Below are 25751 nucleotides of genomic sequence, written 5' to 3'. Positions count from 1 at the left end.
TTATAAGGCGCCTCGTACCCGAATGTGGTTTCCACTTTGGGGACCGAGGCTCGAGAGAACCGGAGCGGACATCGAGCCCTTGGAGGCTGCCATGAAGAAACTTGCAACACTCGCCACGGCCGCGTTGATCCTGACGGGCAGTGTCGGGACGGCCGACGCACAATATTGGCGCGGGCCGGGCTGGGGCTATGGTGGGTACTATCGGTCGGGCTGGGGCGGCGGCGCCGTTGCGGCCGGACTGGTCGGCGGAGCGATCCTCGGTGGACTGATCACCGCGGCCGCCACGGCCCCTGCCTACGGGTATGGGTACGGCTATCCGGCCTACGGCTATGGCTATCCTGCCTACGCCCCGTGGCCAGGCTACTATTACCCCCGTCCCGCCTACTACTATCCCAGGCCGGTCTACTACGGCCCGGCCTACTATCCTCGCCCGGCCTATTACGGCCCGCGGGTCTATCCGCGCCGGGTCTATTACGGTCCCCGCTCCTATGGCGCCTATCGCGGTTACTACGGTCCGCGCTACCTGGGGCCCCGAGTGGCCTACCGCCGATACTATTGAGGATGTCGTGCTCTGGACGATGGCGTCCGCACGTCGTGAAGCCGCCCGTGCCTCCGTATCGCGGGGCACGGGCACGGCCTGTCACGGCTCGGCCCGGATGAACCGGTCGCCGCGGCTCCCTCGCAGTGAGGAGGGCATCGGGGGATGACGGAGGTGAGCCCACGAGCCGTGTCCCCGGATGGGGCGGCGGCTCCAGCCCGGCGCTGGATCGTCGTGGGCATGCTTTGCCTGCTCATGCTCGTCAACTTCGCCGACAGAGCGGTTCTCGGTCTGGCCGCTGTCCCGATCATGCGGGACCTGGGGCTGAGCCATACCGAGTTCGGTCTGATTGCCGCGAGCTTCTTCACCTTCTTCTCGCTGAGCGCTGTGATCGGCGGCTTCCTGGTGAACCGGATCGACACCACGTGGGTGCTGGCCGGTCTTGCGCTGATCTGGTCCCTGTGCCAGTTGCCGCTGCTGCTGCCGGCCACCGTCGCGGCCTTGGTGGCCAACCGGGTGCTCCTTGGCCTCGGCGAAGGCCCCGCCTACCCGGTGGCGGTGCATGCCGCTTACAAGTGGTTCCCGAGTGAGCACCGGGCGTTGCCGACGAGCGTGATAGCTGTCGGAGCCCTGGCGGGTAACGGGATCGTGGCGCCGGTGATCGTCACCATCATTGCCGCCTGGTCGTGGCAGGCTGCCTTCGGGCTGCTCGGTGTGCTCGGCCTCGTCTGGTGCGGCGCCTGGCTGATGGTCGCCCGCGAGGGCCCCCTTGTCGACAAGGGCCGTGTCGCGGGCAGCACCGCCGAATCCGAGAAGCCGATGCCATACCGCCGCCTGCTCGGATGCCGAACGGTGGTCGGGGTCGAGATCGTCGGCTTCAGCGCCTATTGGCTTCTCACGATAGCGATCGTCTGGCTGCCGGCCTTCCTGCACCAGGCCTTCGGCTACACGCCGATCCAGGCCGGTTGGATCATGATGCTGGTTTCTCTCGGCCAGATCGTTCTGCTGCCCGGCGTATCCGGCCTTTCCGACAACCTCAAGCAGCGGGGCGTTTCGAGCCGGATCGCAGGCGGATGGATGGGATGCGCGGCGGTCCTCGCGGCGGGCCTGATGGTGATCCTGATGTCGCTCGCCACCGGCTCGCTGCTCGTGATCGTCTGTACGGTGGTGGCGTTCTCTCTCTGCAACGTGATGTTCGTGCTCGGCCCCGTCCTGGTCGCCGAGGTCACACCGGTCGCGCAGCGCGGAGCTACCCTCGGCATGGTCAACGCCGTCACGACGCTGGCGGGTCCTCTCGCCCCGACTTTCATGGGGCTGGTGGTCGATGCCGGTGCCGGAACGCCCGAGGGAACCCGCAACGCACTCCTGCTTGCAGGCCTTCTCGCCGTCGTCGGCGCCTCTGCCGGGTTCGTCCTGATCGACCCGGAGGCCGACCGGGCTCGGGACGCCTCGTCGCTTCGGATGGAGCGGTCTTCAGCCTGAGACGGGCCGGCAGCCCTGCCGGTGTCGAGAGCTCCTGCGAAAGTCCCTCACCGTCCGGAGCGGCCTCCCTCGTTCATGGCCCTGGTGCACAGCGCCATCAGGCGGGTCATCTCGGATCCGTAGTCGCGCAGGGTCTCCTCGATCCAGCGGGTCTGAATCGCCGTGGCGTCCGTCGGGCTCTTGCAGCCCAGCATGTCCCGGGCGGCCTCGCCGTCCTTTCCGAGCCGCATCGAGACGAATTCGATCATCTCGCGATGGCATTCGGCCGCGACGGCGATCCACGTCTCGGCGGACTTCGCCAGGGCCTGGCCGCCGTCCCCGGCCATCGTCAGTGCATCGCTGCCGCGCCGCATCTCGGACGTGGCTGACATCTTCGGCATGGTGGCCATGTTTTGTCCTCCGTTTGGCATCAATGCCCGCCGAGCACCAGGGTCTGGATCGGAAACACCAGCGCCTGGATGCGCAGGATCATCGCGTGCACGAGACCGACGGCATCCACCCCGTGAAGGGCGAGCCCCTTCAGGGTGCCGACCTGCCCCGAGGCGATCAGGTCGTGGTTGCTCGTATAGGCGTTGGCGATGCAGCTGCTGCCCGGCGTCACGCCATCGAACCCATCCGCGTAGAGCGGCTCGAGAAAGACCAGGATCGTGCCCGGCCGGACCACCTGCTGCGCGTCGAGCAACTGCTCGCCGCTGCGGATCTGGCCGGCCGCGATGAAGTCCTGCACGCCCGTCACGACCATCGGGATGACCGTCCAGGGCTTCGACGCGCAGGTCGCTTCCGCCACCATGCCGACCTTCATGACCTGGGCCTCGATCTGACCGAACCCGGCCTGCAGGCGCCCGCGCCCGGCCCCTTCCGGAATCAGGACGCCGGCAGGACGCATCAACGGGTTGACGACGTCGCCCACGCGCAGGGTGAACTGCTCCACCTGCCCGTTCACGCCCGCCCGCACCACGGTCTTGTCCAGCTCCACCTGGGCCTGAGCCAGCTCGGCTTCGGCGCTGGCCTTCTCGGCGGGAAGCAGGGTCGAGATCCGCGTCTCGGCCTGTTCCCTGGCCGCCGTGGCGGCGTCGATGGTGCCCTGGCGCCCCTGCACGGTGACCTGGAGACGCTCGATGTCGCGCGTGGCAACGGCGCCTGGATTGCGGCGGTAGATCTCCTGCTTCGTCTCCAGCTCGTCGACCGCCTGTTGATAGGCGCTCCTCGCCTCGACGATCCTGCCTTCCGCCGCCGCGACATCGGTCCGCGCCGCCACCAGTTCGGCATCGACCTGGGCGATCTTGCGGCGCGCGGTCTCCGCCGCCGCCTCCTGCTTCGAATTGTCGAGCCGGAAGATCGGCGCGCCTTGTCTGACCGCGCCGCTCACGCCGTCGACGAAGATCTCGGCAACGCGCCCGTTGGTCTCGGGCAGGATCGGGATGGTGCGGAAGAACGCCGTGGCGTTCGTGGTCGACGGATGATTGTAGAAGATCACCGTGATCAGCCCGATGGTGAGCATCAGGCATGTGATGATGCCCCAGCGCAGTTCGAACCACACGGAGAAGAGCGTGATCTCCTTGCCGAGGCGCTTGCCCTGGCCGTAGCGGCGGTAGAGATAATCCGGCAGGATCGTCAGCAGGGAGCAGAGAAGAAGCTCAAGCATGGGTCCGCTCCTTCGGGGTCCGGGACAAGGCGATGGTCTTCGGCACTTGAACCGGGTCACTGCCGGCCGCTTCCGCCGTGGTGGCGCTCTCGCCCATCTCATCCGGCGCCTCGCCGGCACCCTCGCCGGGCTTCAGGCCGGCGATCCTTTCAAGCGATCCGGCGATCCGGCGAAGCGGATTGCCGAAATCCGGAAGGTCGATCAGGGCAAGCAGGAGACCCGCCACCCAGAACAGGTGCACATGGGTGAACAGGGCGAGCAGCCCGAGCACGGCCACGATCTCGAATTGGAGCTTGTGCGACCTGTGCGCCATACGCTCGGGCAAGGTGTGCAGTCGCAGGAACAGCAGGCCGACAGCCAGCACCGCGAGCACCAGGAACACCGCCACCACGACCATCAGGACATCGGTCTCGCCCGGCGCGGCGATGAACATCGGCAAGTGCTGTGGGGCGGCAGGATGCAGATTCAGCGACGCGGCCATGAAGGCTCTCCCAAGATCATCCAGGCTCCGGGCCCGAGGACGGCCGGCCCGGGGGCGGCCGGCGGCTTGGGCAACGGGACATCGAACGTCATCATCGGCAACTCCCTTTGTCGCCCCTCGGTCCCAGGGCGGTCCGATCACGCCATGATGCTGAGGCCGCCGTCGACATAGGTGGTGGTCCCCGTCAGCCGTCGCGCGAAGGGTGTGGTCAGGTAAGCGGCGGTCAGGCCGACGTCGTCGATGTCGACCAGCTCGCCGATGGGCGCCCGCTCGATGGCCTCGGTGAGAAGCACGTCGAAGTCCTTCAGTCCGGAGGCCGCGCGGGTTTTCAAGGGACCGGGAGACACGGCATGCACCCGGATGTGCCTGTCGCCCAGCTCGAACGCGAGATAGCGCACCGCGCTCTCCAGCGCGGCTTTCACCGGCCCCATCAGGTTGTAGTTCGGGACCACCTTGTTGGCGCCGTGATAGCTCATCGCGAGCAGCGTGCCGCCTTCCTTCATCAACGGCTCCGCCAGGCGGGCCATACGGATGAAGGAGTGGCAGGAGATGTCCATCGCCACCTTGAAGCCTTCGCCGGAGCTGTCCAGAAGACGGCCCTGGAGATCGTCCTTCGGAGCGAACGCAATGGAATGGAGGGCGATGTCGAGGCTGCCCCAGGTCTCCCCGATCCGCCCGAACACGGCTTCGAGCTCGCCGTCGCGCCCCACGTCGCAGGGCGCGAAGATCGGCGCGCCGAGCTCCTTCGCAAGGGGCTCGACGTAGGGTCGGGCCTTCTCGTTGAGATAGGTGATCGCAAGGTCCGCCCCGAGCTGGCGGAACACACGGGCGCAGCCATAGGCGATCGAGTGCTCGTTGGCGATGCCGATGACGAGCGCCCGCTTGCCGTGCAGGATGTTCGACTGAAGCGCGCCCGGAGGCAGTTCGGCCGGATGATCGTTCATGTCCTTGGTCTCGCACGTCTGGTGTCGCGGGTCTCACGGTGGCCCCTGGTCCGCGTCATTGCCTCCGGACGGCCGCCGGTCCGGTCCTTCATCAGTTTCACCGTGATCGGCTCACGCTTGTCTCCGCTTCCGGCCTCGTCCGCGGCGAGCAGTCGCCTGATCTCGGCCAGCAAGGCGGTCTGCTCCCCGTTGGCTTCGATCCGGCCTTCGACCCGGTCGAGCAGGTCGAGCAGACCACGCCGGTCCTCGGAGGTTCGCAGAAGCTTCGGCAGCGCCGAGAGTGCCTTCGCCGGCTCGTAATCGACGATGTAGGACTGCTCCCGGATGATCCCGCGAGCCGCTTCCGCCGGCATGTCGACAAGTCCGATGTCCTTGCCGACGAGCTCGCGGGCCCGCTTCATGGCCGAGAGCCTGCGACGGCCTGTACCGGCCTTCATCAGCAGGAGCGCCGTGCGGACGAAGGCCCGCGTCCGGTCGCCCTCCGCGATGCGGGACAGGGCCTCCTTGACCGAACGGGTATCCCGGACATCGACGGCCCGCGCTTCCGGGGCGCCCGCCGGTTCTTCGGCCGCCATGCCGATTCCGGCCGGCCCATAGGTCCGGAAGAAGGTGTTCTCCACGGTGGCGTCGCGCAGGTCGCGATAGAGGTCCCAGGAGGCGGAGGTCGTGGCGGCCGTCCAGCGCTCCATGTTTGCCATCGGCCCTTCGTTGTCCCGTGGGGCCCGGTTCGCCCTGGCCATGTCGGCCATGCCCTTGAGGGGCCACAGGAAGGGATTGAGGTCCGACACCGCCCAGCGTTGCGCCCGTTGCGGGTGCAGCGCCCGCCTGACGGCCGCTCCCGTGGGCGTCACCACGGCGGATACGGCGGGATGGACGACGGTTTCGTAGGTCGACGCGAGCATCTCGGAGGTTGCTTCGACGGCCTGGAACGGCATCTCGTCCTTGCGGCCGTATTTTTGCAGGACCTGAAGGTCCTCGACCCGACGCTCGGTGAGCAGCACGTCGTAGCGCACGCTCCCGTCCACCTTCTGCTCCTCGACCTGCATGCCGTAGAGGCCGGGCGGCAGATGCTCGATGTACTCGATCAGGTCGACGATCTGGGTGTGCTCGCGCTTGGCCACCGCGCCGGAGACGAAGATGCCCAGATGGCCGACGCTCTTGTGCATCAGGCCCACGATGACCTGCCCGTTCGCCTTGAGGGCCTCCGTCGTCGGATAGAGGTCGGCGACCCAGTTGAAGGCCTGTTGCGGCGGCGTGATGTTGTCGCCGAGGGACGCGAAGACGATGATCGGCGACTGGATCGCCCGCAGATCGAATGCCCGTCCCTCGGACCACTCGGCGTCTCCGTCGGCGAGGTTGTTGCCGACGAACAGGTTCTCGACGATCCACCTGATCTCGTCCCGACCCATCAGGAAGAACCCGCCCCACCAGCGCTCGAACTCCAGGAAGCGCTCCGGCTCGGTGTCGATCTTGGAGAAGAGGGTGTAGTACTTGTCGAAGTAGGTGTTGGCCGGGTTGAGATACTCGAAGTTCTCGACCAGATGGGCCCCGTCGAACTGACCTGCTCCGAGATCGCTGGCCAACAGCGCGGGCCAGGTGCCTCCGAGCATTCCGCCGGCATAGCGCATCGGGTTCTCGCCGTCATTGCCGGCCCAATAGGACATCGGCGCCCCGTTGATCACGATCGGGCCGACCAGATCGGGCTCCAATGCCCCGACCAGCATGGAGGCCCATCCACCCTGGCAGTTGCCGATCACCACCGGCCTGCGGGTCTTGGGATGGCGCTCGCCGACCATGCGGAGGAACTCGGCCTCGGCGCGGGACACGTCCGCGAGGGTCTGCCCCGGCATCGGTTCGGGAAAGAAGATCACGAAGTAGACCGGATGGCCCGCCTTGAGCGCCACGCCGACCTGCGAGTCCTGCTTGAAGCCGCCGATCCCCGGCCCATGGCCGGCCCGGGGATCGATGATGACGAAGGGGCGGCGCTCCGGGTCCGTGGTGACGCCGTCCGGCGGGACGATGCGCACGAGGGCGTAGTTGACGGGCCGCTCGAACGTCCTGGCATCGGCGATCATCTCCCACTCGAAGTCGAGGAGCGGCGGCTTGCCGGCCTTCTCGTGCTCGAGCCAGTTGTTGCCGCGCTGGCGCAGGGTATCCCAGAACAGGATGGAGCGCTGCGTGAAGTCGAGCCAATAGGAGCCGGCATCGCGCCAGACGTCCAGAGGTGTCGCCGCACGGGCCGTACCTTGCCGCAAGGGTTCGCCGGCGACCGCCAGGGCGTCGAGGTAGTGCCGCCATGCGTTCGCGCACCGCTCGAGGTAGACCTGGGCGACCGTGGCCTGTGCCCGGGCGATCGTCTCCACACGCGCCGGGGCCGGATCGTCATCACGCCCGGTCCGGGGTTCGACCTGCTGTTTTCCTGTTCGCATCATCGCCGTCCGTACGAGAGGGTCTCAGGCGGATGTCACCGCTTGGTTTCGCCCCATTTGAGGAAGAAGCCGACATCGCCCGGCATTCCGCCCGGCCAATCGATGATCAACGCGCTCAGCTTGAAACCGGCGTCGCGGAGCTGGTCGCGCCAGAGCTCATAGGCCTGGCGCGGCCGCCCGGTGAGCGTTTCGGGCCAGGCGGGATCGCCGTTGTTGATCGCCCGCCCATGGTCCGAGCACAGGGCATTGGGGAACCGCATGACCATCAGTTCCGTCTGGCCGCGCTCAGCCGCAGCGCGCAGCTTCGCCTTCAGCGGCACGAGGATGTCCCTCAACTGCTCGGTCGTCAGTTCCAGCGGCTCGGACATCCGTTTGATCAGATCCTGGCGCGCCTTCTCGGCCCGATCCATGCCGTCCATGGACTTTGACGCCTTCGCCATCTTCATCTCGGTCATGTAGTTGCGCAGGTCCGCGGCCGACATGAACGTCTCGTCCCCAAGCTGGTCCTGGGTCTTGCCGTCGTCCGGCTTGGTTTTCAGCGTTTCCATGACTCAATCTCCCTGTTCATGATGCAAGCTGCTCCCGGGTCGCGCCGAGCACGCGAGCCGTCTGCCGTGCGATCACCAGTTCCTCGTTGGTGGGAATGACCCACGCGGCCGGCCCGGTGCCGAATGTGATCTGGGGGCCCCCGGCCCTGTTGGCCGCCTCGTGAAGGCTGAACCCAGCCCAGGACAGGCCGGCGATCACCTCGGCGCGGGTCGCCACGTCGTTTTCGCCGATGCCGGCCGTGAAGACGAGCCCGTCGATGCCGCCGAGCGCCGCCACGAGCGATCCGATCTCGCGGGTGATGCGATAGACGAAAAGGTCGATGGCGCGCCTGGCAGCCGGATCGCCTGCAGCCCTGGAGCGAAGAACCCGCATGTCGTTCGAAATGCCGGACACCCCGAGGAGGCCGGACTTGGTGTAGAGCATGCGCTCCGCGTCCTCAGGGGATAGCTTCATCTCGCGGAGCATGAAAAAGACGACGCCCGCATCGATGGCGCCGCAGCGGGTGCCCATCGGCAGGCCGTCGAGCGCGGAGAACCCCATGGTGGTCGCGATGCTGACCCCGCCCTTGAGCGCGCACAGGCTCGCCCCGTTGCCGAGATGGGCGACGACCACCTTTCCGCCGGCAATACGTGGATCGTAATCACCGAGGATGGACGCGATGTAGTCGTAGGACAATCCGTGGAAGCCGTAGCGCCGCACCCCGAGGTCGCGCATCTCCCGCGGCAGGGCGAACAGGCTCGCGATGTCGGACTGGGTCTGGTGGAAGGCCGTGTCGAAGCAGGCAACCTGCGGCAATCCGGGCAGCCGGCGGCGAACGATCCGGATCGGCTCCAGATTGTGGGGCTGGTGCAGCGGAGCCAGCGGCACCAGAGCCTCGAGCGACTCGATGACGGAATCGTCGACCTGCACCGGAGCGGAGAAGGACTGCCCGCCATGCACCACCCGGTGTCCGATGGCGGCAAGCTTTCGTCCCTCCTGGTGGGAGCGCAGCCACGACACGAGATGCATCAGGGCCTCCTCGTGCCCGATCCGGTCGCCGGAACTCCAGGTCATCTCGTCGAGGGCTGTCCCGTCCGTGTCCTTGACGACGAAGTGTGCCGATCCCCCGAGCCCCTCATAGAGGCCCTTCCAGACCAGCCTCGGCTCTGCTTCGTCCACCATGTCGAAGACCTGGAACTTGAGGCTCGAGGATCCCGCATTGAGGACGATGAGGACGGGGATCATGGCTCAGACCTCCGGGATGGCGAGCTTTGCGCGCTGCGCGTCCGCGACCAGCGAAGCGACCGCGCAGGACGCCAGTCGGGTGATCGTCGAGTCCGCCCGGCTGGTGAGGATGACCGGCACGCGGGCGCCGAGCACGATGCCGGCCGCATCGGCGTCGGCCAGGAAGGACAGACTCTTGGCCAGCATGTTGCCCGCCTCGAGATCCGGCACCACGAGGACGTTGGCCTGCCCTGCGACGGGCGACTCGATCTTCTTGATCTTGGCCGCGCCGAGGTCGATGGCGTTATCGAGGGCGAGCGGCCCGTCGAGAATGCCGCCGGTGATCTGCCCGCGGTCAGCCATCTTGCACAACGCCGCGGCCTCGATGGTGGAGGGCACCTTCGGGTTCACGGTCTCCATGGCCGACAGGATCGCGACGCGCACGGGATCGACCCGGAGGGCCCGGGCGAGGTCGATGGCGTTCTGCACGATGTGAACCTTGTCCTCCAGGGTCGGGGCGATGTTCACCGCGGCGTCGGTGATGATCAGCGCGGTCTCATGGGTCGGAACGTCCATGACGAAGCAGTGGCTGATCCGGCGGGCGGTGCGCAGGCCCCCTTCGCGACGCACGATGGCGCCCATGAGCTCGTCCGTATGCAGGCTGCCCTTCATCAGGGCTTCAGCCTGCCCGGATCTCACAAGGTCGACGGCCGCTTCTGCGGCGGCGTGACTGTGCTGGGCATCGACGATGCGCATCGCGGACACGTCCTTGCCGAGCGCCGCCGCGGTGGCCGTGATCCTGGCCTGAGGCCCGACGAGGATCGGCTCGATGAGGCCGAGATCCGTCGCCTCGAACACGGCCCCCAGGGAGGCCGCATCGCAGGGGTGCGCCACCGCGACCTTCAGCTTCGGAAGGGACTGGGCGACCGCCACCAGCCGGTCGTACTTGTCGTGCCGCCGCCGATCCTGGGACATGTCTTGGGATTGAACCGCAACCGTCATGCTGGCCTCCGCGCTCTGCTCCCGCTAGAGCCTCGGACGTGAAAAGTGGACACCACTTTTGGGATTCATCCGAGGTTCCCTCTCTTGACCGGCGCATCGGATGACGCGGCCCTCCGGGTCCGCACGATGCGCTAGACGGTCGCCTCAGGTTGCCGGAGGTGTGAGTATGGCGGCTCCATTCCCGGCTGCTTGACCTGTTGGGCCATCGTGTTGACAGTTTTGGACTGCGGTCCCGAAATGACCGGCCGTCACGTACGGCCATGTCAGGTGGGATCGCCCGTGCGGCGGCTCGAAGGAACGCCGGAATCCCGGTGGCGCCGCTTGTGGATCCGGGGCGCTTTGCGAAGACCTGGGTGATCGCTGCGCCATGCCGAAGGCGTGTGTCCCGACCAGCGCCGGAAGGCGCGCGTGAACGCGCTCAGTTCGGAGTATCTCAAGACTGCCGCGATCTGGCTCAGCGGCATGTCGGTATTTTCAAGAAGATCGCAGGCGATCTCGAAGCGGATCTCGTTCGCCACCTGCCGGAAGGCGAGGCCCTGATTGCGCAGGTGCCGGCTCAAGGTGCGCCGATGCATGGAAAAGAGACGGGCGACGCTCACCGCGGAGCAGGTGTCCCGGAACAGTTCGATCCGAAGCACCCGGCGAAGATCGTCGGTCAGGGAGTCGAGTCCAGAGGCCGAGGGCGCTTCGTCCGCCCGGCGGGTGAACGACATCTCCATCGCTCCTTCCCCTTTCCTGCACCGTTCAGCGCCGCGCGCAATCCACAGAGCACGGGCGAGATCCCATCTGGGCATTCTTGGACGCTACGTTACGGGAATGGCCGCGTTCCGCCCTGCCGGGTCGACGACGCGGAAGCATTCTAGGCCAAGGGGAGCGGGATGCTTGACCGGTCTGGACAATCTCTTGACAGTTTATGCCGCAGGCCGTCCGCGACGGCGGCATCCCGCTTCAAGCCGGGGCACCTGCCCGCACGCGCGTCGGTTCGGCCGCCGCATGATCGAGACTCCAGCTTGACTGAAGTCCGGCCTGTCCCGTCGATCGGGCATTGCACTTCTCAAAGTGTCAAGCGAATGTCCCTTTCGGTCAAGCACCGCCGCCCGGGCATCCTAAGATCATGCTCAAGGGAAGGATATCCTTCCGGCAAGAACGGAAGCGGAGACGCCCGCAGGCCCGTGGCGCCTCCAAATTCCGAACAGGAGGACGCGCCATGACTCGCTCCAGCCAGGACGACGAGCTGCTTTCCACACCGTCCGAACCCGTCAGCCCTCCCGCGGGCATCGACCGCCGGACCTTCTTCGTCCGCCATGCCGCGATCGGCGCCGCGGCCGTGATGACCGGCACCACCTGGGCGCCCGAGGCCCGAGCCCAGCAGGCCGCGACGGAAGCCGCCGCGCAGCAGGCCAAGCGGGAAGCGGCTGGCGGCGACGCCGGCCTCAAGATGAGTTCGGCACTGTCACCGGATCTCGACGTCGTCAAGTCGTCGAAGGGGCCGGTCATGACGGTGGCGGACGAGTTCTACAAGGTCGGCCCCGGTCCTTCGAGCTCCCATACCATCGGGCCGATGCGGATCACCTACGACTTCTACCAGCGCGTCGCGAAGCTCCCCGCGGACCAGCTCTCGCAGGCCACCGGCCTCAAGGTCCATCTCTTCGGCAGCCTGAGCGCCACGGGCAAGGGCCATGGCACCGAGCGCGCCGCCCTCGCCGGCCTGGTGGGCAAGGAGCCGGCGACGGTCGACCCGCGCTTCCTCGACGAGATGATCGCCAAGCCCGACCAGACCTATCCCGTGAAGGTCGGGAACAAGACGTTCAACCTGTCGCTCGCCGACATCGTCTATGATGCGACCAAGGGCGACTTCCCGCACCCGAACACCATGACGGCCCGCCTCATGGCCGGCGACAAGGTCCTGTACGAGCAGGAGTACTATTCGGTCGGCGGCGGCTTCATCGAGTGGAAGGGCTACGAGCCGCCCAAGAAGGGGGCGCCGAAATACCCCTATGCGACCATGAAGGAGCTGCGGCAGCACGCGGAGGCCAACGACCTCTCGGTCGCCGACGTCATGATGGCGAACGAGATCGCCGTGTCCGGCAGGAACGAGGAAGAGATCAACGCCTTCCTGGACAAGATCGCCAACGCGATGATCGCCACGGTGAAGACCGGCCTGTCCTACAAGGACGACGTTCTGCCCGGGCCGATCAAGCTCCACTCCAAGGCCGCCACGGTCTACGAGCGGGCGATGGACGACACCTACATGAGCGACAGGGCCATCGGTCTGGTCTCGGCCTTCGCCCTGGCGGCGTCCGAGGAGAATGCCCGCGGCCATCTGGTCATCACGGCGCCGACCGGCGGGTCGGCGGGCGTGATGCCGGCCATCGTCTATGCGCTGACGCAGAGCGGCCGGGCGGTGCCGATGGACAAGATCCGCCAAGGTCTTCTGGCCGGCCTGGCGGTCGGCTACCTGTGCAAGCACAACGCCACGCTGGCCGCCGCGGAAGGCGGCTGCCAGGCCGAGATCGGCGTCGCGTCCGCGATGGCCGCCGCGCTGATCACGCAGGTCCTGAACCAGCCGCCGCGGGTGATCGAGAATGCCGCCGAGTCGGCCCTCGAGCATCACCTCGGCATGACGTGCGACCCCGTCGCGGGCTATGTGCAGGTCCCTTGCATCGAACGCTGCGCCTTCGGGGCGGTGAAGGCCTGGGCGGCCGCCATGATCGCCACCAACGAGATCGCGAGCCGGCACCGGGTCGATCTCGACACGACGATCAAGACGCTGTCCGACACCGCCAAGGACATGAACCCGAAGTACAAGGAAACGAGCGAGGCCGGCCTCGCCCAGAACCTGGTGCTCTGCTGAGGCGCCCGGCGGCGCGTGCGAGCCGCGTGAGCGTACCGAACGATGCCGCCATAGGCATCGTGGAAGGAGACCGTCATGGCCGATGAAGCTGTTGCTGCGCAAGGATCCGCCGATACGCTGAAGCACCCCGTCGGAGAGCCGCAAGCCCCACGGGGCCGGGGCGGCGCCTCTCCGGACGACGCGGCTTCGGTGCACGGGTGGGCCGGCTTCGCGCCCGGGCGCTGGCAGACCACCGTCGATGTCCGCGACTTCATCCAGCGCAACGTCACGCCCTATGATGGTAACGAGACTTTCCTGTCCGGTCCCAGCGAACGGACGAAGGCCGTCTGGGCGAAGCTGCAACCATACTTCCAGGAGGAGATCCGCAAGGGCGTCATCGACGTCGATGCCAAGACCCCATCCTCGATGACGGCTCACGCGCCGGGCTATATCGACCGCGACAACGAGGTCGTCGTCGGCCTGCAGACCGACGCGCCGTTCAAACGCGCCATCATGCCCTATGGCGGCCTGCGCATGGTCGAAGCCGGACTGAAGGCGGCCGGCTTCGAGCCGGATCCCATCGTGCACGAGACCTTCACCAAGTACCGCAAGACCCACAACGACGGCGTCTTCGATGCCTATACGCCGGAGATCATGGCCTGCCGCCGCAGCCACATCATCACCGGCCTGCCCGATGCCTATGGCCGCGGCCGGATCATCGGCGACTATCGCCGGGTCGCTCTCTACGGCACCGACAAACTGCTGGCGGCCAAGCGTGGCGAGCGGGCGCTTCTCGACGCCAAGTGGCCGACCGACGACGTCATCCGCGACCGCGAGGAGCTGGCGGAGCAGATGCGGGCCCTGGCCGATCTCGCAGCCATGGCGAAGGGCTACGGCTGCGACGTCACGCGGCCCGCGGCCGATGCCCGCGAGGCTGTGCAATGGACGTATTTCGGCTATCTCGGCGCCATCAAGGAGGCCAATGGCGCGGCCATGTCCATCGGCCGCATCTCGTCCTTCCTCGACATCTACATCGAACGCGACCTGAAGAGCGGCGCCCTCGATGAAGCGGGCGCCCAGGAACTCATCGACCAGCTCGTCCAGAAGCTGCGCATCGTCCGCTTCCTGCGCACGCCCGATTACGACGCCCTGTTCTCGGGCGACCCGTACTGGGCCACCGAATGCGTCGGCGGCATGGACCTCAACGGCCGTCCCCTGGTCACCCGGACCAGCTTCCGCATGCTGCATACCCTGACGAATCTCGGTCCGGCGCCGGAGCCCAACATGACCGTGCTCTGGTCGAAGCAGTTGCCCGACGGCTTCAAGCGCTACTGCATCAAGGTTTCGGCCGAGACCTCGTCGATCCAGTACGAGAACGACGATCTCATGCGCCCCTATTGGGGAGACGATTACGGCATCGCCTGCTGCGTCTCGGCCATGCGCATCGGCAACCAGATGCAGTTCTTCGGGGCGCGGGTGAACCTCGCCAAGTGCCTGCTCTACGCCATCAACGGCGGGCGGGACGAGGTCAGCGGCGAACAGATCGGCCCGGCATCGACGCCCGTGACCGGCGACGTCCTGGACTACGACGACGTCATGGCGAAGTTCGACGGCATGATGGAATGGCTGGCGCGGACCTATGTCCATGCCATGAACTGCATCCACTACATGCATGACAAGTACTATTACGAGCGCCTGGAAATGGCGCTGCACGACCAGCAGATCCTGCGCACGATGGCCTTCGGCATCGCCGGCCTGTCGGTGGTGGCCGACAGCCTGTCGGCGATCAAGCATGCCGAGGTCAGGCCCGTCCGGCGCGAGGACGGCCTGATCGTCGACTACGAGATCACCGGCGCCTATCCGCAATACGGCAACAACGACGACCGCGTCGACGCCATCGCGGCCGATCTCGTTTCCGCCTTCATGAAGAAGATCCGCAAGCATCCGACCTACCGCAACGCGGTTCACACCCAGTCGGTGCTGACGATCACGAGCAATGTCGTCTACGGCCGGCATACCGGCAATACGCCGGATGGCCGCAAGGCCGGCGAGCCGTTCGCCCCGGGCGCCAATCCGATGCACGGCCGCGACAGCCACGGCTGGCTGGCCTCCTGCCTGTCGGTGGCGAAACTCCCCTATGCGGATGCGCAGGACGGCATCAGCTACACGGTGTCCATCACGCCGAGCCTCAACCGTCTCGACCAGGGCGAGAAGATCAAGCAGGCCGTGAAGGTGCTCGACACCTATTGCGGTCAGGGCGGGTTCCACATGAACCTCAACGTCCTCAACCGCGACACCCTGCTCGACGCCATGGAGCATCCCGACAAGTACCCGCAACTGACCATTCGGGTGTCCGGCTACGCGGTCAACTTCGTGCGTCTCACCCGGGAGCAGCAGATGGACGTGATCAGCCGGACCTTCCACGGTGAGTGAGGCTTGACGCCATGGCCGACGAGCCCTGGGCCCATAGTCGCTACGACCTGCAGCAGGCACGATCTCCGGATGCGCCGGAGACGGAAGGCTTCAACGATCCCAGGGGCGAATTCGGGTGGATCCATTCCTACGAGACCGGGTCCACCCTCGACGGGCCTGGAATCCGGGTCGTGGTGTTCATGAGCGGCTGCCTGCTGCGCTGTCTCTATTGCCACAATCCGGACACGTGGCATCTCAAGGACGGGACGCAGGTGTCGTTCGAGCGCGCCAGGACCGCGCTTCAGGCCTATGCCGCGCCGCTGCGCGCCATGGACGGAGGCCTGACGATCTCGGGCGGCGAGCCGCTGGTTCAACTCCACTTCACCCAGCGGCTCTTCGCGGCCGCCAAGGGGATGGGCCTGCACACGGCCCTCGACACGTCGGGTTTCCTCGGCGCGCGGGCCGACGACGCGTACCTGCGCCAGGTCGATCTCGTGCTGCTCGACATCAAGTCCTGGGACCCGCAGACCTATCGCCGCGCCGTGGGCCAGGACGTCAGGCCGACCTTGCAGTTTGCGGAGCGGCTGGCGGCCCTCGGCAAGCCGGTCTGGGTCCGGTTCGTGCTCGTTCCCGGTCTGACCGACGATCCCGCCAATGTCGAGGGCATCGCCCGCTTCGTCGCGCCGATGAAGAACGTCGAGTGGGTCGAGGTCCTCCCGTTCCACCAGATGGGCGCGTTCAAGTGGAAGGCCATGGGCCTGACCTACGAGCTGTCCGACACGCCCTCCCCGTCGCCCGCGCTGGTGGAACGGGTCCTAGGCCAATTCCGGGATGCGGGCTGTCGCGCAAGATGAGAGGACACGATGCTCGATCTCGTTCGCACCCTGCTCGAGGCCTCGCCCCTGCTGGCGCTGTTCCTCGCCATTGCGGCCGGCTACGCGCTCGGACAGATCTCGTTCGCCGGCGTCTCCTTCGGGGCCGGCGCGGTGCTGTTCACCGGTCTGATCATCGGGGCGATCGCCCCGAAGGCGGCGCCTCCCGGACTGGTCGGCACGCTCGGCCTCGTCATGTTCGTCTACGGCGTCGGCATTCAGTTCGGTCCCCAGTTCTTCTCGAGCCTGAAAGGCCCCGGCCTCAAGTACATTGCCCTCGCGACCGTATCCGTGGTCGCCTCGCTCCTGATGGCCATGGCGCTGGCAGGCCCCCTCGGCATCTCGATGGGAACGGCCGCCGGATTGTTCGCCGGCTCCGGCACCAGCACGCCGACCCTGCAGGCCGCCCTGGCGGCGGCGGGCAACCAGGATCCCGCCATCGGCTACTCGGTTTCCTATCCCTTCGGCGTCGTCGGCCCGATCATCCTGATGACCGTCATGGCCGCCTGGGTCAAACCCACGTTCAAGGCCCCGTCCCAGAGCGTCCGGGTGGCCGAGCTGACCCTCGAGTCCACATGCGAGGATCGGACGGTCGAGGAGGTCTCCGCAACCCTCCCATCGGACCTGAAGATCGTGGCGGTCCGACAGCATCACGTGAATGCGCCGCCGGTCGCCGGAACGAGACTGCACGAAGGCGACGGATTGCTTCTGGTCGGCAACCCGGCCAGCATCGAGCGGGCGAAGGCGGCCATGGGACACGAGGAGCCCGGGCGCATCAGCCGTGACCGGGCCAACTACGACGTGGCGCGGGTCTATGTGTCGAAGCCGGCCTTCGTGGGCAAAGGCGTCCACGAGATCCCGCTTCCGGATTTTCCCGTGGTCATCTCGCATGTCCGCCGGGGCGACGCCGACATCATGGCGTCGTCCGACCTGACGCTCGAGTTCGGCGACCTCCTGGTGGCGGCGGTCCCGTCGAACCGGAAGGCGGATCTCCAGCGTCACTTCGGCGACAGCATCAAGGGCAACGCCGAACTGTCCTTCGTGTCGATCGGCGTCGGCATCGCGCTCGGCCTCCTGCTCGGCATGATTCCCGTGCCGCTGCCGGGTGGCGGCACCTTCAGCCTCGGCGTCGCGGGCGGTCCCCTGGTCATGGCGCTGGTCCTCGGCTGGCTCGGCCGAACCGGCCCGCTGGGCTGGCGGATCCCGGTCGTCGCCAATCTCGTCCTGCGCAACCTCGGTCTCTCGATATTCATCGGTGCGGTCGCCATCGGGGCGGGCACTCCTTTCGTCCAGACCGTTGCCTCCAGCGGCATCCAGATCCTGCTCGGCGGCGCTGCCGTCCTTCTCACCCTGGTGCTGATCACCCTGGTGGCGGGCTACCTCCTGGGCATTCCTTTCGATGACCTGCTCGGCGTGTGCGCGGGATCGACGGGCAATCCCGCCATCCTGGTCGCGGCGGGACGCCTTGCGCCGACGGAGCGGACGGATCTCGGCTACGCGATCTGCTTCCCGAGCATGACCATCGTCAAGATCATCGCCGTCCAGGTGCTGCTGAGCTGATCCGAGCGCCCCGCATGATGCGGGCCGGCAACACCAAGCCGGATTTGCGCGCCGCCCTGGGCGAGCCCGTCCGGGTCTGCTTGACCGTTCCGCGCCCGTCTGCACAATCCTTCATCACACGGCTGGGCGTAGTCTTGGAGCTTGTATCATGGCGTCTGTGCGAACCCTGTTGCTTGGAACTGCGGCGATCATGTCCGGCGGAGCACAGGCCGCCGACCTGCCGGCCAAGAGCGCGGCTCCCGTCGAGTACGTGCGGATCTGCTCGACGCACGGCAACGGCTTCTTCTCCATACCGGGCACCGAGACCTGCCTGCGCGTCGGCGGCCGCGTGCGCGCCGAATACGCCTATTTCGAGCCGACCGACCGGGAGGACGATTCCATCGGGTTTCGCGGCCGCGGCCGCATCAACCTCGATGCCCGCACCGCCACCGCCTACGGCATGCTGCGCACCTACATCCGCTTCGAGCTGACCCACAACACCGGCGTCTATGGCGGCGACAGCGCCATCGTGAAGCAGGCCTTCGTCCAGTTCGGCGGCCTGACCGCCGGTCGGGCGGTGTCGTTCTTCACGAGCCCGGACCTGCCGGCCCCGAACTTCGGCGATCTGCGCTTCGACGATCCGGCGAACGCCGAGGTGAACCTTCTGGCCTACACGTTCTCCTTCGGCAACGGCCTCTCGGCCACCCTGTCGCTCGAGGACGGAACCGAGCGCAGCATCAACAACGAGCTCGATTTCCCGCTGTTCGGCGCCGGTGCGACCGTCCCGGTCTTCGCGCCGATCGCCTCGACCTATGCGGGCGAGATCGTGCCGGATGTGGTGGCCAACATCCGCTACAGGGGCACCTGGGGCGAAGTGCAGCTGTCGGGCGCCCTGCACCAGATCCGCGACGTGGCGGCGGGTCTCACGACGGTCGGCGGCGTGACCACGCCCGTGATCAACCCGATCACGGGACTGCCCAATCCGACCCATGCGGATACGGATTATGGGTTCGCCCTGGCGGCTCTCGGCTATGTCAACGTGCCCGCCCTCGGGGTTGGCGATACCGTGTGGATGATGGCCACCTACACGGATGGCGCGATCGGCTATCTCAACACCGGACAGACCAGCGCGATCAGCAACGGCTTCGTCAGCGCCGGCTCCCTGGCGATGCCCTTCACGGATGCCTTCGTGGATATCTTCACGGGCGAGTACAAGACCAACAAGGCCTATGCGATCGCCGGCGGCCTCAACCACAACTGGAGCCCGACCTGGCAGACGAACGTGTTCGGCTCCTGGATGCGCTTCGATGCCCCGGGCATCGCCCAGTACACGGTGCCCACGACGGTCGCGACGCTGGCCAACGGGACGGCCGGCACCACCACGGGTCTCGTTGATTTCGACGAGTACCGCGTGGGGGCCAATGTCATCTGGACGCCTGTGAAGGATTTCCTCATCGGCGTCGAGGCGCTCTACATCCGCGTCGTCCCGCAGGACCGCGTGGCCGTTCCGCTGACCACGGCGTCCGGCGACCCGACCGGAACGTTCCGGTCGACCGGGTCGGAGGACACCTGGGAAGGGCGCATTCGCGTTCAGCGCGACTTCTGACCGGTTGATGGGAAGAAGCTGTCGCGAGGACAGGCGAGCGGCCTGTCCTCGCGATCCTTCAGCGGCGGCCGCCTCCGCGGAAGCCTCCTCCGCCACGCCCGCCTCCTCCGAAGCCTCCGCGACCGCCTCCAAAGCCGCCCCCCGGTCCCATGCTCCGCGGCGGACCGAACGACGGCGAGCGGGAGAACTGCGCCGGAGGACGGGAGAACTGGCGGCTCGCCATCTGCCGCTGGTTGCCGATGTGCCGCGCCTGGGCATCGCGCATGACATTCGCGGGGAGCTGCTGGCGCGGAGCCGGACGCTGAGCGGCAGGACGCTGGGCCGGACGTTGCTGCTGCGCCTGCCGTTGCCCGGTCGCCGGTCGCTGCTGTGAGGCCGGCCGCTGCGGCGCAGAAGGTCGATCCGCCGCCGCACGGCGCTGTTGGGACGCTTCGCGTTGCTGGGGAGCCTGGCGTTGTGTCTGCGTCTGGCGCTGTTGCGTTGCCGGACGCTGCTGGGCCGTCGGGCGTTGCTGTGCCCGCTCGCGAACGGCATCGCGGTCGGCTGCGTCCCGCCGGACCTGCTTACCGCCACTCAGGCGCTGGCCCAATGCGGCACCCGCCGCCCCGGCCGCTCCCGCGCCGGCAAGACCCCTGAGGGCCTCACTGCCGCCGCGTTCCTGCAAGCGCTCGCGCCCCTCCGCCGACAAGCCCTCGCGTCCTTCGCCGCGCTGGAGCAGATCCCGGGGTTCCGGCCGTCCCACGTCCTGCCAGCCGCCGTCGAAACGCTGCCAGCCGTCACCCGTGTTGCGGTACACGTTGCCGTCGCGACCGGCATAGATGTCACCGCGGCGGCCCTCGCGGATGAAGCCCTGGCCGTTGGACGTGTTCCAGCGCAGCGACGAGCCGCCCGCCGCGTTCTCGCGCGCCGTCAGCCGCGCCCATTCGGAGCCGCGCTTCACCCCGGCGGACTTCCACGCGCCATAGACGTTGCGCCCCCCGGCCGCGAAGGCTCCGCCGTCCGTGCGCGGATTGTACGCGCCGACGAACCCGGCCGACCCGCGGGGTCCCCAGGCCGCGCCGGCCCGGGCATAGGTGCCGGATGCCGGATTCCAGGCTCTCGCCCCCGCAATCCCGCGATAGGGTCCATAGGCGTAGCCATAGCGGCCGTACATGCCGCGCACCGGATTGTAATAAGCCCCGAGGCCCCAGGTGGCGGGGCGCGGATAATAGATCGGGTAGCCGTAGCCCGGCCCGTTGTACCAGTAGCCCGGATAGCCCCAGCCCGTGCCATAGACATAGGTGCCCCAGGCCAGGAAGTTGAACAGGTATCCCATGGTGTAGCCGTACCAGACCGCGTCGGGCTCGGTGTCGTACACGCGCACATAGGTCACGTTGTAGACGGGCGAGGATGGCGGGATCTGGTAGATCGCCTCTGGCACCTCGCGAGCCAATTGCCACGGTCCGTTCGGGCTGTCGGCCACGAACCACACGCCGTCCTGCACCAGGAAGTAGCGGTCTCCGACCCGGATCACGGTGTCGGTCGTGTTCGTCGCATAGGACAGGCCGGTCGATTCAATCGGCGCGAATTGTGCGTCGCCCGTATAGGCGATTGTTGGCCCGATCGAGCCGGCCTCGACCCGCGCCGTGGTGGGAATGCTGGCCTTGAGCCGCGCTTCCGCGCTTTCGGATGTGCCCGGCACGGACGAGCGCACGGCATAATAGGGCGCATCCTCCGGAATCTTGCGGAAGTCGTCGGGCAGGTCCGGCGTCGCGAAGGTCCATGGCCCGTCGAGCGTCGCGGCGCGGAACCAGCGGCCGGACAGGAGCACGTACCAGTGCCTGTCGGTCCTGTGGAAGAAGACGTCGGATTCGGTGTTGGACGCCCACTGGAGCGCCGTCCCGGGCACCGCCTCGAGTTTGGGCTCGCCCTCGAACAGAATCAGCTCGGAAGGCTTCTCGGTGGGGATCACCGTCGGAGCGCGGCCGCCCCGATAGGGCTCGGGCGGCATGGCGCCGCGCGCATCCGACCAGTTGCCGTCGTCGGGCAGATCCTTGAGCGGCGCCGGCAGTTCCGCCACAGGCGTCCACGGACCTGCAAACGCGTTCGCGGTCAGCCAATGCGTGTCGTCGCGCAGGAACAGGGTGCCGCCGTCGTCGATGCGGAAGAGGTCCCAGTTCGAGTTGACCAGGAAGGACAGACCCGTCTTGCCCTTCACCGGCGCGTAGGATGGCTCCCCGTCGGACTGCAAGAGAACCGCCGGGGTCTTCGACACGAAGATCGGCGGCGGGTCGGCCTTGAGCCCCTGCACGTCGGTCATGCGCTTCTGCTCGGCGAGGCTCGCCGTTATGCGTGCTTCCGATACGGTGATCGGGCCGGTGGGCAGGAGCTTGCCGGTCTCGACCGCAAGGGCCTTCAGATCCTCGCGGTCGAGACCCGAGAAGTTCAGCTCTGTGACCGCCACATCCGTGATGACGACCTCGTCGGAATCGTCGTCATAGGACGTTCCGCCCTTCAGCCCGATCACGCCGAACACCGGATTGGCATCCGGCGTCTTCAGGTACTCGGCCGCCACCAGCGCCTCGATCGTCTTGAAATCGGTCCATTCCGTGAACTGCGGCTGATACAGGATCATGCGCCCCTGGCCGGTCTCGTAGGTCCGCGGCCAGCCCTCGGCCTCCTTTGTCTCCTCGACGTAGCGGCCGCTGACGAAGCCGGTTCGACCGCCGACGGTGACGGCGCACCAGCTGCCCGAATCCCCGCAATCGCCGATGTCGACCGCGGTGCCTTCCGGAAGCGTGCGAATGGAGGAGTATTGCGTTCCCGGACCCGAGCGGAAATTGACGCTGCTTGTGGTAATGCCCGGAGCCGCGAGACCTGGGGCCGCGGCCACGATGGGGACGAGCGCGAACGCGATGATCTTTTTCATGGATCGTATCTCCCTCCCGAACGCCATCCTTCGCCAGGCCCGGAAGGTCCCGATCTTGGTTGCTGCCTTCGGCATGAAATGAGCGCGAACGGGTCCTTCGGGAGCGTGTGATCGTCCCAGGTCCCTGCCCTTCGAGCCGGCCACACCGGCCGGCACTCCGCGGGCGGCGCGGAACGGCCCGAAGCTACCGGCGGCGCATCAGCCAGAATGGCCATCGCCGCGCCAGGCGGTTGGGGTCTGGCCCGACCAGCGCCGGAAGGCCCGGGTGAAGGCGCTGGCCTCGGAATAGCCGAGGGCGGCGGCGATCTGGGACAGCGGCACCTGCGTGTCGGTCAGCAATTGCCGGGCGATCTCGAACCGGATCTCGTTGGTGATCGCCCGGTAGCCCATGCCGCTGTCCTTCAGGCGGCGGCTCAGGGTGCGGCGATGCATGGCCAGGAGATGCGCGATGTCGTCGGCCGAGCAGTGATTGCTGGTCAGCCGGGTCCGCAGCAGCCGCCGGATGTCGTCGGAGAAGGCGGAGTCCGGAGCCCCCTTCATCTGCTGGATCCGCTGCTCCAGCATCGCTCGCAGGACCGGATCGGCTCCGGCGACCCGGATCTCCAGGTCACGGGCCGGGAAGACGATCGTGGCGCTCTCCTGGTTGAACCGGACGGGCGCACGGAAGTGACGGCGGAAAGGCTCCTGGTCCGCCGGTGCGGCCCGGGGCAGGAGGACCTCGGTCGGGTTCCAGTCGGACCCGCACAGGGCCCGCAGGGCATTGACCGCCACCGCCAGCGACCCGTCCGAGATCTGGCCGGCGCTCTTGGCCTCGGGCTGATAGACCGAGAAGGTGAACAGGGCCGTGTCTCCGACGATCGTGAGCGACGGCACGGCGCCCCGGTTCTGGATGCTCAGGTTGGCGACGAGCGCGCGCATGGCATCGCCCACCGTCTCCGATTGCTGCATCAGGCGGCCGACCAGCCCGAGCGACAGGATCGTGGCGCGCTGTCCGACGAGCAGCCCGAAATGCGGGCAGTTCGTGCGGGCCACGCTGAGGGAGAGCAGCCGGCCCAGGGCGGCGTGCGGGATCACGTTCGCCCCATCGTCGAACAGGCGCGGGTCGAGCCCGGCCTCGCGGATGAGCGGATCGGGATCAAGGCCGAACTCGCGCAACGTCGGTTCGATTTCCCTGGCCACCCCAAGGTGGATATAGCCCGGAGGAATCGTCCGCCCGCCGGGTGACGCATCCTGGGAGCCCGGCATGTGGATGCCGGAAGACGGAAACACGGCTTTTCCGGACATCGTGCGCTCCTTCGCAGGGTCCACGAAACGCTCCGGCACCGCACGGCGAACGAAGCCGGCCCCATCACTTTGGTCTGCGGCATATTAACATAGATTAACGTTAGGTCACCAGCGCGCCGGCCACTTGGAGCATCGGATGGATCCCAAAAGTGCAAGTCCACTTTCGGGTCCGATGCTTGAGCGGGTGCAATCCCCCTGGGAGGCCGCTGCCGGCCAAGGGGGCTCGGGAGAAGGCAGGGCGGCAAGGCTGTCGCAGGCCCTGGCTCGGGAGTCCGCCAGCACTACAATCCTGGCGTGACGATCCGCCCGCCGGGCCGGGCCATGCACGAACGTCCTGCTCTGCGGGCATGGTCCGCACCAGTCTTCCGAGGATGATGGCTTTGAAATGGGACTATGACGTGAAGGAGATCATCGCCGATGGCATCGTGCATGTCATCGGCGTGACGATCGGGGCTGTCTCGATCGCGGCTCTTCTCGTCGTGGCGGCTCCCGCCGTCGGAGCCTGGGAGTTCACGTCCCTCCTGATCTACGGCATCGGTCTTCTGACGGTGCTCACCGTCTCGGCGCTCTATAATCTCTGGCCGGTCTCGCCCATCAAATGGACGCTGCGGCGGTTCGACCATTCGGCCATTTACCTCCTGATCGCCGGCACCTACACACCGTTCATCACCCAGATGAAGGCAAGCGCCGAATCCCTGGTGCTGCTGGCCGGCATATGGCTCACCTCCATGGTCGGGATCACGCTCAAGCTCCGGTTCCCGGGGCGTTTCGACCGCCTTTCGGTCCTGCTCTACCTGCTCCTGGGCTGGAGCGGCGTCATGGCTTACGAGTCGGTGTTCGGCACCCTCCCCGCCTCGACCCTCTGGCTTCTCGCCATCGGGGGCATCCTCTACACGGCCGGCGTGGTGTTCCATCTGTGGGAGAGCCTGCGCTTTCAGAACGCGATCTGGCACGCCTTCGTCCTCGTCGCGGCCGGCTTCCATTATGGCGCCGTGCTCGACTGCCTGGTGCTCGCGCGGGCCTGACGGGACGCCCGCCGCGGCGCGGGCCGCGGTCAGGGCGTCGGCCCTGTCGCCACCGCGGGTCCGTCCCTATTGCTCGGTGAAGAAGGTCAGGACCACCTTGCCCTTGTCGCTGACGAGGCACACGAAGCGGTTCGGCTTGTCGCTCTTCTCGCGCTGGAGGTAAGCCTCGCCCATGACCACCATGCGGATCGGCGTATCTTCGACCCGCGTGGCGGCCTTGGAGATGGCCAGCGACTCCATGTCGAAGGTCAGGTGCTCGAGGGTGGGCGATCGCTCCTTGAGGGCTGCCAGTCCCGAGAGGCGACAGGCCTCGACCTCCGCGGGCGCCTGAGCGAGAGCGGACGTGGTCATCAGAATGGATCCGGCGAGAACGGCGAGACCTCGGCGCATGGATGTTTCCTTCCTGGATGTCGATGTGAGCGAATGAGGGCGTAACGGTTACGGAGCAGCTTTTCCCTGCGCGGCGCGATGCACTTCGCCGACCATCTGGGACAGGCGGTACGGCTTGGGGAGGAAGCGCGCGCCGGCCGGGATGCGGTCGCCGTGGCACCGTCGCGAGCGCCCCGAGGCGAGGATGACCGGAAGGCCAGGCTGTGCCTTGAGCGCCCTGTGGGCGAGGTCGCAACCGTCGCGCCCACCCAGGTCGATGTCCGTGAACAGGACGTCGACCATCTCCTGGCCGAGGATGACCTCCGCCTCTTCGGCGCTGGCGGCGGTCAGCACCATGAACCCGGCATCCTCCAAGGCTCCCGCCGCCGCGGCGCCGATCATCAGATCATCTTCAACCACGAGAATGCAGGTTGGACCTGCCTCGTAGCCTGTGTACTCGGGTTGGGAGGCTCTCGACCAGCGTGTTGGGATCAGGTTCATGCGACGCCCTTCCTGTGGGAGTTCGGCTGGCTAACTCCGAACCGGAAGGCCGCGTTCACGAGGGTCTGGGACTTCCGCTCGACATGGTGAGCGCGCGGTTAACGGCCGCTGTCGCGGGGCGAAGCCCGG

General features: G+C 67.2%; 21 protein-coding genes. 8 read left to right on the top strand and 13 right to left on the bottom strand.

Features of this window, described 5'->3' with window-relative positions; translation table 11 throughout:
* Nucleotides 1-91 precede the first annotated feature (91 nt).
* Nucleotides 92-559, top strand: a complete 468-nt coding sequence (locus tag NF876_RS04080; RefSeq protein ID WP_262267570.1) for a hypothetical protein — start codon at nucleotides 92-94, stop codon at nucleotides 557-559.
* A 144-nt stretch (nucleotides 560-703) separates the two neighbouring features.
* On the top strand, nucleotides 704-2020 hold the full coding sequence (locus NF876_RS04075) for an MFS transporter (RefSeq protein ID WP_262267569.1): 1317 nt from the start codon (nucleotides 704-706) through the stop codon (nucleotides 2018-2020).
* 47 nt (nucleotides 2021-2067) lie between these two features.
* On the opposite strand, the gene NF876_RS04070 is transcribed toward NF876_RS04075, so the two are convergent.
* The 9 genes from NF876_RS04070 to NF876_RS04030 all read right to left on the bottom strand — a co-directional run bounded on the left by NF876_RS04070 (nucleotide 2068) and on the right by NF876_RS04030 (nucleotide 10986).
* On the bottom strand, nucleotides 2068-2409 hold the full coding sequence (locus NF876_RS04070; RefSeq protein WP_262267568.1) for a phasin family protein: 342 nt from the start codon (nucleotides 2407-2409) through the stop codon (nucleotides 2068-2070).
* Between the two features lie 20 nt (nucleotides 2410-2429).
* The gene (locus NF876_RS04065) at nucleotides 2430-3665 is read right to left on the bottom strand and encodes an HlyD family secretion protein (protein WP_262267567.1); all 1236 of its coding nucleotides are present in this window, start codon (nucleotides 3663-3665) and stop codon (nucleotides 2430-2432) included.
* Nucleotides 3658-4146 (bottom strand): hypothetical protein, encoded by a 489-nt coding sequence (locus tag NF876_RS04060; RefSeq protein ID WP_262267566.1) that lies wholly within the window; start codon nucleotides 4144-4146, stop codon nucleotides 3658-3660. The genes NF876_RS04065 and NF876_RS04060 overlap by 8 nt, the downstream gene beginning before the upstream one ends.
* A 137-nt stretch (nucleotides 4147-4283) precedes the next feature.
* Complete coding sequence (fabI, locus tag NF876_RS04055; protein ID WP_262267565.1) at nucleotides 4284-5090, bottom strand: enoyl-ACP reductase FabI; 807 nt, start codon at nucleotides 5088-5090, stop codon at nucleotides 4284-4286.
* Nucleotides 5087-7519, bottom strand: coding sequence for a DUF3141 domain-containing protein (locus tag NF876_RS04050; RefSeq protein WP_262267564.1), 2433 nt, complete (start codon nucleotides 7517-7519; stop codon nucleotides 5087-5089). Before NF876_RS04050 ends, fabI begins: the two co-directional genes overlap by 4 nt.
* 35 nt (nucleotides 7520-7554) lie before the next feature.
* The gene (locus NF876_RS04045) at nucleotides 7555-8067 is read right to left on the bottom strand and encodes a hypothetical protein (RefSeq protein ID WP_262267563.1); all 513 of its coding nucleotides are present in this window, start codon (nucleotides 8065-8067) and stop codon (nucleotides 7555-7557) included.
* 16 nt (nucleotides 8068-8083) lie between these two features.
* Nucleotides 8084-9292 carry an acetate/propionate family kinase gene (locus NF876_RS04040; RefSeq protein ID WP_262267562.1) on the bottom strand — a complete coding sequence of 403 codons (1209 nt, stop codon included), beginning with the start codon at nucleotides 9290-9292 and terminating at the stop codon, nucleotides 8084-8086.
* Between the two features lie 3 nt (nucleotides 9293-9295).
* The gene (locus NF876_RS04035; RefSeq protein ID WP_262267561.1) at nucleotides 9296-10273 is read right to left on the bottom strand and encodes a phosphate acetyltransferase; all 978 of its coding nucleotides are present in this window, start codon (nucleotides 10271-10273) and stop codon (nucleotides 9296-9298) included.
* A 263-nt stretch (nucleotides 10274-10536) separates the two neighbouring features.
* Nucleotides 10537-10986 carry a helix-turn-helix domain-containing protein gene (locus tag NF876_RS04030; protein ID WP_262267560.1) on the bottom strand — a complete coding sequence of 150 codons (450 nt, stop codon included), beginning with the start codon at nucleotides 10984-10986 and terminating at the stop codon, nucleotides 10537-10539.
* Nucleotides 10987-11480: 494 nt separating this feature from the next.
* Between NF876_RS04030 and NF876_RS04025 the strand changes: the two genes are divergently transcribed.
* The 5 genes from NF876_RS04025 (at nucleotide 11481) to NF876_RS04005 (ending at nucleotide 19535) form a co-directional block, all read left to right on the top strand.
* Nucleotides 11481-13127, top strand: a complete 1647-nt coding sequence (locus NF876_RS04025; protein WP_262267559.1) for an L-serine ammonia-lyase — start codon at nucleotides 11481-11483, stop codon at nucleotides 13125-13127.
* 75 nt (nucleotides 13128-13202) lie between these two features.
* Entirely contained in the window at nucleotides 13203-15539 is a 2337-nt protein-coding gene (pflB, locus tag NF876_RS04020; RefSeq protein ID WP_262267558.1) for a formate C-acetyltransferase, read from the top strand.
* An 11-nt stretch (nucleotides 15540-15550) separates the two neighbouring features.
* Complete coding sequence (pflA, locus tag NF876_RS04015) at nucleotides 15551-16372, top strand: pyruvate formate-lyase-activating protein (RefSeq protein ID WP_262267557.1); 822 nt, start codon at nucleotides 15551-15553, stop codon at nucleotides 16370-16372.
* A gap of 9 nt (nucleotides 16373-16381) precedes the next feature.
* On the top strand, nucleotides 16382-17950 hold the full coding sequence (locus NF876_RS04010) for an aspartate:alanine exchanger family transporter (RefSeq protein ID WP_262267556.1): 1569 nt from the start codon (nucleotides 16382-16384) through the stop codon (nucleotides 17948-17950).
* Between the two features lie 148 nt (nucleotides 17951-18098).
* On the top strand, nucleotides 18099-19535 hold the full coding sequence (locus tag NF876_RS04005) for a porin (protein WP_262267555.1): 1437 nt from the start codon (nucleotides 18099-18101) through the stop codon (nucleotides 19533-19535).
* Between the two features lie 58 nt (nucleotides 19536-19593).
* Here NF876_RS04005 and NF876_RS04000 read toward each other — a convergent pair whose 3' ends face one another.
* The gene (locus NF876_RS04000; RefSeq protein ID WP_262267554.1) at nucleotides 19594-22443 is read right to left on the bottom strand and encodes an SH3 domain-containing protein; all 2850 of its coding nucleotides are present in this window, start codon (nucleotides 22441-22443) and stop codon (nucleotides 19594-19596) included.
* A gap of 198 nt (nucleotides 22444-22641) precedes the next feature.
* Nucleotides 22642-23727 (bottom strand): AraC family transcriptional regulator, encoded by a 1086-nt coding sequence (locus NF876_RS03995; RefSeq protein WP_315974999.1) that lies wholly within the window; start codon nucleotides 23725-23727, stop codon nucleotides 22642-22644.
* A gap of 374 nt (nucleotides 23728-24101) precedes the next feature.
* Here NF876_RS03995 and trhA point away from each other — a divergent pair, with 374 nt between their 5' ends.
* Entirely contained in the window at nucleotides 24102-24752 is a 651-nt protein-coding gene (gene trhA, locus NF876_RS03990) for a PAQR family membrane homeostasis protein TrhA (protein ID WP_262267553.1), read from the top strand.
* A gap of 66 nt (nucleotides 24753-24818) precedes the next feature.
* Here trhA and NF876_RS03985 read toward each other — a convergent pair whose 3' ends face one another.
* Both NF876_RS03985 and NF876_RS03980 read right to left on the bottom strand, forming a co-directional pair.
* Nucleotides 24819-25142, bottom strand: a complete 324-nt coding sequence (locus NF876_RS03985; protein WP_262267552.1) for a hypothetical protein — start codon at nucleotides 25140-25142, stop codon at nucleotides 24819-24821.
* 48 nt (nucleotides 25143-25190) lie between these two features.
* A complete protein-coding gene (locus NF876_RS03980; protein ID WP_262267551.1) occupies nucleotides 25191-25622 on the bottom strand; it encodes a response regulator in 432 nt (143 codons plus the stop codon).
* Nucleotides 25623-25751: the final 129 nt, after the last annotated feature.

The sequence above is a fragment of the Microvirga yunnanensis genome (assembly GCF_025460875.1).
The sequence above is the reverse complement of the archived record's forward strand: the minus strand, read 5'-3'. Positions and strand labels throughout refer to the sequence as shown.

Coding starts and splice junctions, on each gene's coding strand:
- NF876_RS04080 (WP_262267570.1), top strand. CDS start 92: ATGAAGAAACTTGCAACACTCGCCACGGCCGCGTTGATCCTGACGGGC.
- NF876_RS04075 (WP_262267569.1), top strand. CDS start 704: ATGACGGAGGTGAGCCCACGAGCCGTGTCCCCGGATGGGGCGGCGGCT.
- NF876_RS04070 (WP_262267568.1), bottom strand. CDS start 2,409: ATGGCCACCATGCCGAAGATGTCAGCCACGTCCGAGATGCGGCGCGGC.
- NF876_RS04065 (WP_262267567.1), bottom strand. CDS start 3,665: ATGCTTGAGCTTCTTCTCTGCTCCCTGCTGACGATCCTGCCGGATTAT.
- NF876_RS04060 (WP_262267566.1), bottom strand. CDS start 4,146: ATGGCCGCGTCGCTGAATCTGCATCCTGCCGCCCCACAGCACTTGCCG.
- fabI (WP_262267565.1), bottom strand. CDS start 5,090: ATGAACGATCATCCGGCCGAACTGCCTCCGGGCGCGCTTCAGTCGAAC.
- NF876_RS04050 (WP_262267564.1), bottom strand. CDS start 7,519: ATGCGAACAGGAAAACAGCAGGTCGAACCCCGGACCGGGCGTGATGAC.
- NF876_RS04045 (WP_262267563.1), bottom strand. CDS start 8,067: ATGGAAACGCTGAAAACCAAGCCGGACGACGGCAAGACCCAGGACCAG.
- NF876_RS04040 (WP_262267562.1), bottom strand. CDS start 9,292: ATGATCCCCGTCCTCATCGTCCTCAATGCGGGATCCTCGAGCCTCAAG.
- NF876_RS04035 (WP_262267561.1), bottom strand. CDS start 10,273: ATGACGGTTGCGGTTCAATCCCAAGACATGTCCCAGGATCGGCGGCGG.
- NF876_RS04030 (WP_262267560.1), bottom strand. CDS start 10,986: ATGTCGTTCACCCGCCGGGCGGACGAAGCGCCCTCGGCCTCTGGACTC.
- NF876_RS04025 (WP_262267559.1), top strand. CDS start 11,481: ATGACTCGCTCCAGCCAGGACGACGAGCTGCTTTCCACACCGTCCGAA.
- pflB (WP_262267558.1), top strand. CDS start 13,203: ATGGCCGATGAAGCTGTTGCTGCGCAAGGATCCGCCGATACGCTGAAG.
- pflA (WP_262267557.1), top strand. CDS start 15,551: ATGGCCGACGAGCCCTGGGCCCATAGTCGCTACGACCTGCAGCAGGCA.
- NF876_RS04010 (WP_262267556.1), top strand. CDS start 16,382: ATGCTCGATCTCGTTCGCACCCTGCTCGAGGCCTCGCCCCTGCTGGCG.
- NF876_RS04005 (WP_262267555.1), top strand. CDS start 18,099: ATGGCGTCTGTGCGAACCCTGTTGCTTGGAACTGCGGCGATCATGTCC.
- NF876_RS04000 (WP_262267554.1), bottom strand. CDS start 22,443: ATGAAAAAGATCATCGCGTTCGCGCTCGTCCCCATCGTGGCCGCGGCC.
- NF876_RS03995 (WP_315974999.1), bottom strand. CDS start 23,727: ATGTCCGGAAAAGCCGTGTTTCCGTCTTCCGGCATCCACATGCCGGGC.
- trhA (WP_262267553.1), top strand. CDS start 24,102: ATGGCTTTGAAATGGGACTATGACGTGAAGGAGATCATCGCCGATGGC.
- NF876_RS03985 (WP_262267552.1), bottom strand. CDS start 25,142: ATGCGCCGAGGTCTCGCCGTTCTCGCCGGATCCATTCTGATGACCACG.
- NF876_RS03980 (WP_262267551.1), bottom strand. CDS start 25,622: ATGAACCTGATCCCAACACGCTGGTCGAGAGCCTCCCAACCCGAGTAC.